Genomic DNA, 523 nt, shown 5'->3' with positions numbered 1-523 from the left:
CGTTGTTAACAGTGTCGGGTCTTGATCATGGCGAAGACCTCCGGTGTGGTGGAGGTGTCTAGGCTCCACACCACGCACGGAGGTCTTCGTGTCCCACCGTAATGCCCGGCTGACCGTTCACGGCAGGCGGATCCTGGTCGAACGCGTCCTGGCCGGGCGGCCAGTCGCGCACGTCGCTGCCGAGATGGGCATATCGAGGCCCACAGCCCACAAATGGGTCCGCCGCTGGCGTACTGAAGGTCAAGCAGGACTCCACGACCGTTCCAGCCGCCCGCGCACAACACCGCACCGCACTCGCCCTGCGGTCGAAGCCCGGGTTTGTGACCTGCGCAGAAGCAGAAAGCTCGGCCCTGCCCGGATCGGCCCGATCCTGGGCCTGTCCGCCTCGACCGTGCACCGGATCCTGACCCGTCACGGCTTGGGCCGCCTGGCCTGGCTCGACCGGCCCACCGGCGAGCCGATCCGCCGCTACGAACGCGATCGACCGGGCGAACTCGTCCACGTCGACATCAAGAAACTCGGC

The 523-nt window shown here is 67.3% G+C and carries 1 protein-coding gene; it reads left to right on the top strand.

The window, feature by feature from the left end:
* Window positions 1-88 precede the first annotated feature (88 nt).
* Window positions 89-523, top strand: a 435-nt coding sequence (locus tag PV721_RS43750; RefSeq protein ID WP_319734491.1) for a helix-turn-helix domain-containing protein, incomplete at its 3' end; no start/stop codon positions are given.

It is taken from the genome of Streptomyces sp. MB09-01, assembly GCF_033794505.1.
In the GTDB taxonomy this organism is placed as follows: domain Bacteria; phylum Actinomycetota; class Actinomycetes; order Streptomycetales; family Streptomycetaceae; genus Streptomyces.
Note: the sequence above shows the minus strand (reverse complement) of the source record. Positions and strands in the feature narration are given on the sequence as shown.